At 54.1% G+C, this 6405-nt stretch carries 9 protein-coding genes; 7 read left to right on the forward strand and 2 right to left on the reverse strand.

Going from position 1 to position 6405, the window contains the following annotated elements; all coding sequences use genetic code 11:
- Positions 1–204 precede the first annotated feature (204 nt).
- Both Q0294_RS08900 and Q0294_RS08905 read left to right on the forward strand, forming a co-directional pair.
- Positions 205–450 carry a LexA family transcriptional regulator gene (locus Q0294_RS08900; protein ID WP_299463560.1) on the forward strand — a complete coding sequence of 82 codons (246 nt, stop codon included), beginning with the start codon at positions 205–207 and terminating at the stop codon, positions 448–450.
- A gap of 263 nt (positions 451–713) precedes the next feature.
- Complete coding sequence (locus tag Q0294_RS08905) at positions 714–944, forward strand: hypothetical protein (protein WP_299463563.1); 231 nt, start codon at positions 714–716, stop codon at positions 942–944.
- A 233-nt stretch (positions 945–1177) separates the two neighbouring features.
- Here the strand turns inward: Q0294_RS08905 and Q0294_RS08910 are convergent, their stop codons facing one another.
- Both Q0294_RS08910 and Q0294_RS08915 read right to left on the reverse strand, forming a co-directional pair.
- Positions 1178–1831 (reverse strand): DUF2071 domain-containing protein, encoded by a 654-nt coding sequence (locus Q0294_RS08910; RefSeq protein WP_299463566.1) that lies wholly within the window; start codon positions 1829–1831, stop codon positions 1178–1180.
- A gap of 48 nt (positions 1832–1879) precedes the next feature.
- The gene (locus Q0294_RS08915) at positions 1880–2269 is read right to left on the reverse strand and encodes a hypothetical protein (RefSeq protein WP_299463569.1); all 390 of its coding nucleotides are present in this window, start codon (positions 2267–2269) and stop codon (positions 1880–1882) included.
- Between the two features lie 266 nt (positions 2270–2535).
- Between Q0294_RS08915 and Q0294_RS08920 the strand changes: the two genes are divergently transcribed.
- The 5 genes from Q0294_RS08920 to Q0294_RS08940 form a co-directional block, all read left to right on the forward strand.
- Positions 2536–3999 (forward strand): sodium:solute symporter family protein, encoded by a 1464-nt coding sequence (locus Q0294_RS08920; RefSeq protein WP_299463572.1) that lies wholly within the window; start codon positions 2536–2538, stop codon positions 3997–3999.
- A gap of 220 nt (positions 4000–4219) precedes the next feature.
- The gene (locus tag Q0294_RS08925) at positions 4220–4669 is read left to right on the forward strand and encodes an SRPBCC family protein (protein WP_299463574.1); all 450 of its coding nucleotides are present in this window, start codon (positions 4220–4222) and stop codon (positions 4667–4669) included.
- A gap of 170 nt (positions 4670–4839) precedes the next feature.
- A complete protein-coding gene (locus Q0294_RS08930; RefSeq protein ID WP_299463576.1) occupies positions 4840–5178 on the forward strand; it encodes a hypothetical protein in 339 nt (112 codons plus the stop codon).
- Positions 5179–5457: 279 nt separating this feature from the next.
- A complete protein-coding gene (locus tag Q0294_RS08935; protein ID WP_299463578.1) occupies positions 5458–6102 on the forward strand; it encodes a hypothetical protein in 645 nt (214 codons plus the stop codon).
- Between the two features lie 85 nt (positions 6103–6187).
- Positions 6188–6405: hypothetical protein (locus tag Q0294_RS08940; protein WP_299463581.1), on the forward strand; the 218-nt coding region annotated here is incomplete at its 3' end.

A 6405-nucleotide genomic window follows, 5' to 3' on the forward strand; every position in this document is an offset into this window, starting at 1 on the left:
GCATGGAAAGACCTCGAAAGGAGAGATTGGGAGCCTGATGTAGTCAAAAAATGGATAAATAGATTCAATAAAGATGGTTGGTCAACATCTAAACCAGGCGATGAAAAATAGAAGCTCCTGAGTCGGTTTTGTAGTGAGGTGACTTAGCAGTACAAACAATGACTGGGTAACACATATTACCCGGTCATTTTTAAGAGAGACTAAATGAAAAGATTAACAGAAAAACAAAAGCGGATTCTGAGTTTCATCCGAGTCTTCACGGTCAAAACCGGCTGCGCGCCGACCGTGCGGGAGATCGGTCAAACGTTTGGGATTAAATCAACCAACGGCGTCTCATGCCATCTAAAAGCGATTGAGGCTAAAGGCAGGTTGAAACGGAATGAATTCATGCCCCGGGGAATCGAAGTCCTGGACAATCTCCGGATCCGGTTTGGCGGCGAAGTGGGTTAGCAGTTCAAATCATGACCGGGTAATTATTGTTAACCGGTCACTCATTTCGGCAGTCATGCGATGCTGTAAAGCTTCCTGTTGACTGACTGCTTCAGTTTGGTACGATTTTACGTACCGTACAGTGATCTGCTTATAAACGTCGACCAGCGCTGATAACGTCACGTTTGAACAATAAATAATTTATTGCACGTTTTGATGCTTCGTGGTAATCATGTACAAAATTGTGCAGGTGAATCACAAGATAAGTGGCAGGGAAGAAATCAATGGCGTTTCAAAAATTCGATCCCAACGATGAAGAATCGCTCGACAAGATGCGCGAATTCTTCAACCCGTCGCATGTGGACAACACCGTGCGTCAGTCGCTGCAAATGTGCTGGATGATGCTCCCTAACGACAAACGCAATGCAGACGAATTAGAACGTCAATTTCGACGCATTGTCGACCGCGCATTGAAAGACATGCGCGAGGATGAGCAAGCGTTTGGAAAAATGTAATGCCGAATAAATCGAACAGAACGGTGCGCGGCTCTTGTTCGTCGCCAGGTTACTGCTGTCGTAACTCAACTTTCATTTCGATTCAAGCGGGCGTGATTGTGAAGGGCGTACGATTTTCGGTGGCAGGTAGATTGTGAACTCGGTCTGGTTCTGGAGCAGGACGCTGTGAATCTGTGGGGCATCCCCTGCTGCGACCATTCCCCGTTTTTCGAGCAGGTTGAAGCGGGCGGTTTTTACTTTTCCGACGGTGGTCTGCAGGCGGTCGTGCCAGATGGAGTAGGAGCCGAGTTGGCCGTCGCGGCGGTAAAAAAACCTTTCCGCGGATGTGTTAATAACACCAGACCGGTTTCCAGGTCGTCGAATCCGGCCAGTTCCGTTGGCGGAAGTCCGGTGTCGGTGAGTTCCACTTCCGCGTCGGCCCAGCTGTTGGTCGTTTGCATGCGGTAGGTTGTGTAGCGCTGCGCGGCGGCGTCGAAGACACAGTCGAATTGGATCTTGGCGCGATGCCAGGGCAGCTTCCACAGATAATGGGGTACGGAAACGGTCCAGGAATCGAGTGAGGTGCCGATGAACCAGGCGGCGTGTTCGCCGGTTTCCGAATCGGTGACGTAGATACGATAGTTGGTCTGCCCGAAACGCCACTGCGGCCAGGGAACTTTGGCAAAACGAAAGTCCTGATCGACAAACGGGACGACCGACAGCAGTGCCCTTTCGCGACCGTCGTGCTCAATGAGATCGAGTTCGAAGCGGGGATGAATCTGCGGCCGGACCACTTCGGGATCGACCAGGCAGGTGATGATCGCAAAGTGGGCGAGCGTGGTGTCGACGTCGATGCCACGGGGAGGCTTGCGCGAAAGCAGGTCGTCGCTAAACGTTAACGATTTCATCTAGTTCCTCCTGTGCAGGCATCGTTGTACTGTGAGAGGGTCGCGAACTTAGTTGAACGTTGCCGGCTGATGAAATCCCCAGGAAGCCGCGAGGGCGTCGGCGGCTTCTTCCACGTCGGTGATTTCGCCCCAGGCGCCGTTTCGCAGAAATGCATGCGCGAACTCGTGTGCGATGATGTATTTCGTGTACGCTTCAGACGCCAACTCCAGCTTGGGCCTCAGCACCACGAGACGACTTCCCGCGCCGAGAGGCCCCGGTGCTGGAAAAAACAGGGTCCACCCCTTCCCCGGTTCGTAATTGTCGATCGCAGTTCCGAAACGGGGATCATCCAGAAAATCACGCTGCACATCGCCGGGCAACGCGTGCAGCACAGCGAGCACTCGTTCCTGCAACAGCGGGTAATCGGCAAAAGGCTCGGTAAAGGAGTCAAAGGTCATATGGGGAATACTTCACATCAATGAAAACGGACCCGGGAGCCGTGATGTTCCGCGTGGCGAATGCGGCTCGTTCTGGTAGCCTAACGGCCGATGCTGAGGGCAGTCAAGCCACGTGCCGGAAATGACCGGGTAATCGCAAATTTTCGATCATTTTTTATTTTAAAGAGTGTCACTTCAGCCGGTGGTTATGTGGCACAACCGTGGTTGTCTTGAGAGAATTCACGATCAGTTCTTGGGGCATGACCATAGTTACAAAAGGATTTGCGATGACGTTCTGGCTGGGTTTTCTGCTGGGGGCATACGTACTGTTGATGGTGGGGCTCGGGTTGTATGCCGGCAGCAGAGTGAAAAATGAAGAGGACTACCTCGTCGCGGGACGGCGGTTGCCACTGTGGCTGGCCTGGGGGACGTTGCTGGCGACCTGGTTTGGTGCGGCGACAGTACTTGGCTCCAGCGAGGCGGCCCGCGCTGAGGGGGTGCGGGGGACGGTCCTCGATCCGTTCGCGTCCGGGCTGGCGCTCATCGTCGCCGGTCTCTTCTTCGCCCGACGTGTATGGGAAATGAAACTGCTGACCGTCGGGGATCTCTTCGCGCAGAAGTACGGCCGGAAAACAGAACTCGTTTCCAGTGTGGTGCAGGCTCTGGGTTATCTGCCGTGGATTGCAGCGCAGTATCTGGCGCTGGCCGCGATTATGGGGCATTTTTTCAGCATTGATCGAACAACGGCGATCCTCGGGGCGGCGTTGTTTGTGACGTTTCTGACGATGATTGGCGGCATGTGGTCGGTGACTCTGACCGATACGGCTCAGATCTGCGTGGTGCTGGTCAGTCTCGTGTTATTGGGAGTCAAGTTCGCCTCAGTGATGGGCAATGGGTCGGTGGCAGACGGAATCGAGACGACCTGGCAGCAGACGCCGGCGGACTTGCGGACGCTGCTGCCCGACGCCGGTCTGCTGGCGTTCCTCGCGTGGTCGACGACCTGGGTGAACGGCGTATTGGGCAACATTCCGGGACAGGATCTGATGCAGCGCATCTTCGCCAGCCGCAGCGGTTCGGTCGCCTCCCGTGCCTGCATCCTGGCGGGTTTTGTCTATATTGTATTTGGTCTGCTGCCGGTCGGGCTCGGTCTGGCCTCGCGACAGCTCTGGCCGGAAGATCTGCCGCAGGGAAGCGACGGGCACGTGATTCTGGCGATGACGGAAGTCTTTCTGTCACCGCCGGCAATCTGTCTGCTGGTGGTGACGCTGGTGGCGATTGTGGTTTCCACGTGTACTAGTGCGATGCTCTCACCGGCGGCGTTGCTCTCACACAATCTGCTCGATCGGCTGCGCTGGTTTGACGATCGGAAGCTGCTGACGAATCGACTGAGTGTCGGTTTCGTCGCGCTGGCCAGTGTGCCGCTGGCGCTGATGTCGGAAGAAATTCTGGAGTTGCTGGAAAGCGCGCTGGCTGTGGGGCTCGTCGCGTTGCTGGTGCCGTTCGTGGCCGGTGTGTTTCTGCGTCCGCGTGGCGAATTACCCGGTCTGCTTTCAATCGGCTGTGGCGGCATGTTGTGGATCACCCATCAGATTGTGGTCCTCCTGCTCTCATCCGAACCATTACAGCCCGGTACATTTGCCTCGACGCTCACAGCCATTCCGCCTGAGCTGACAGGCCTGCTGGCCAGCATCGCCGGTTACGCGATTGGCCAACGGCTCTCACCGGCAACAGATATTGCGTCTGCTTCCTGAAACGTTTAAAAAACCAGCTTGTTGCTCCCTGTCGCTCACAGACGGGGCTGCGAACACGATGCCTTAAAGGCCCCCTGTTGCATTAGATGTGAAATCTTTCCATAAAATACAAATTATTTGCCGGACGTTGTCGAAATCGCCTCTGCCTGTTCGACTACTTTACGCCATCTTCCGGCGTATACCCGTTTCAAGTGTTTCTTAAAAAAATGGAGATCTGTTGATGACCACCAACACCGTCCGGTTGCACCGCGTGCTTCGTACCACCCCCGAAAAAATCTACCGCGCGTTTCTCGATGCGGACGCGATGGCCAGATGGCTTCCGCCGAACGGATTTACTGGCAAGGTGCATCAGATGGACGCAAAAGTCGGCGGCTCCTATCAGATGTCATTCACGAATTTCAGCACAGGCCACAGCCATTCTTTCGGCGGCACCTATCTCGAACTCGTACCGCACGACCGCATCCGTTACACGGCGAAATTCGACGATCCGAATCTGGTCGGTGAAATGCAAACGACGGTTGACCTGAAGCAGGTCTCCTGCGGGACGGAGCTCAACATCGTACAGGAAGGTATTCCCGCAGTCATTCCGACCGAAGCCTGTTACCTCGGCTGGCAGGAGTCGCTTGTTTTTCTCGCGAAACTGGTCGAACCGGAGATTCCGAACGAGTGAATGTGCCTCATCGGAGGCTCTGATTGACGTCTGCAGATGGAGTAATGTCCGGGCAATGAAATTTGTTCGGACATTCTCTTTGCAAAAGAGGTTTTGATCTCTGAGTCATGCTAAAAAAATGTAAGTATGGTGAAGAATCGATGCTGACTTGAGAATAGACAGGCCACAACGTGGACGACAAAGACAGACATCCTGAATTCCGTTTGCCTGCGCCTGGTATGGCGTTGCCGGTTTCCTTCGGTTATCTGCTCGGTCTGATTTTTGTGGCGCTGGCTGTGTTCAATCTGTTCCGCGTCAGTCAGATACCCATCATTTATACCATTGCGAGCATTCTCTGGCTGGCGCTGGTGGTTTTTGTGATCGCATTAAATCTCCGGTTTGAAGGAGGCGTGCGTCAATATCTGGTCAACCGGCTGGGTTCGTACTCCTCTGCTCACTTTGTTCGTGTCGTTCCTTCAACTGTCGCAGGAAATAACAGCGCTCGTCCCTTTTCGCAAAATCCGTTCTGAAGAAACTATTTTCATCGCATCTTTCTGATTTACACGGTCAGCAAGGCGTGTGCAGAGCGGTTTGAAGCGGACCACTTTAGAGAGGCAACGCTTGAGTGGGAATGACATGGAATCTTTCATTGATCCTGTGGGATCAAAGGGTTTTTATTCGATAGGGTTCCTGCTCTTGAAAAAAGTTCTTGAAGTCTGAGTATTGTTTCGATAGTGTAAACACAGGCACTGGTCAGTACTGTTTAATCATTGAGATTGATTCACAATTTTTGAGCGAGGACAACGATCATGGCTACTCCGGAAGAACAGATTACAGAACTCCGCGGACGCGTGGAAGCGTTAGAGGCGGCGATCCAGACTGAAGAATTTACTGCCATTCCGGAGCGAGTCGAAGCGCTGGAACAAAGGGCGCCACTGCGAGTTCCTAAAGTGATTTCCCTGGCTGAAGTCTACACGAAATCGTCAGGTGGAGCACGGTGGTTGTTGTTGTATATTGTGATTGCCGCCATTGGTCTGCCTGTTGGCTGTCTGGCCTGGCTGATGGGGGTTCTCGGAGACAACCCGGCGACTGCGCGGAGCATGATTACCATCGTGTTCTGCATAGGCACGATGGCGATAGCGGGGATTCTGGCCGTCGTAGCCATTCGCAAGGATCAGCTGGATAAAGCCAAGGAAGTGTTGATCATTCTGATTGGGATCTTTGGCACGATTGTGGGATATTACTTCGGTTCCAGCGAACTTGCAGCGAGACCCGGTCCCAATCCTCCCGCAGCAACGCCTCCGGCAGCACCAGCCCCGCTTGCGCCGAACACAACGGCACCACCTCCGTTACCGCTGGCAACTCCCCCTGCCAGTGATGAGGCGAAGCCGGCCGAGGAATCACAGGCACCGCCTGCAGCTCCCAAACCCGCTCCTGAGGACGCGCCATCGTGACCGTCTCCTCCAGCACCCCGCAGGCGAGTAAGTTGGCCGGAATCGTCTCGGATAACGCGTTCGGCCAGTCAGGAAGGAAACTATCTTGATTGAGATTGTGCCGGTATTGATAGTCGCAGGCCTGGCGGGTTACATCGTATATGCAATCGCCAGGCGCGGAGTCAAGGGAGCGTTATTCGGGCAGAAGATCCTGTCGACCTGCGCGGAAGAAGTCGTATTTCACCGGAAGGGTGTCAAGCATACATTTCGTCTGCATAAACTGGAACAGGAGAAATTGTATGGACTGGAAATCGGCAGATGGAC

The organism is uncultured Gimesia sp. (assembly GCF_937919775.1).
Classification (GTDB): domain Bacteria; phylum Planctomycetota; class Planctomycetia; order Planctomycetales; family Planctomycetaceae; genus Gimesia.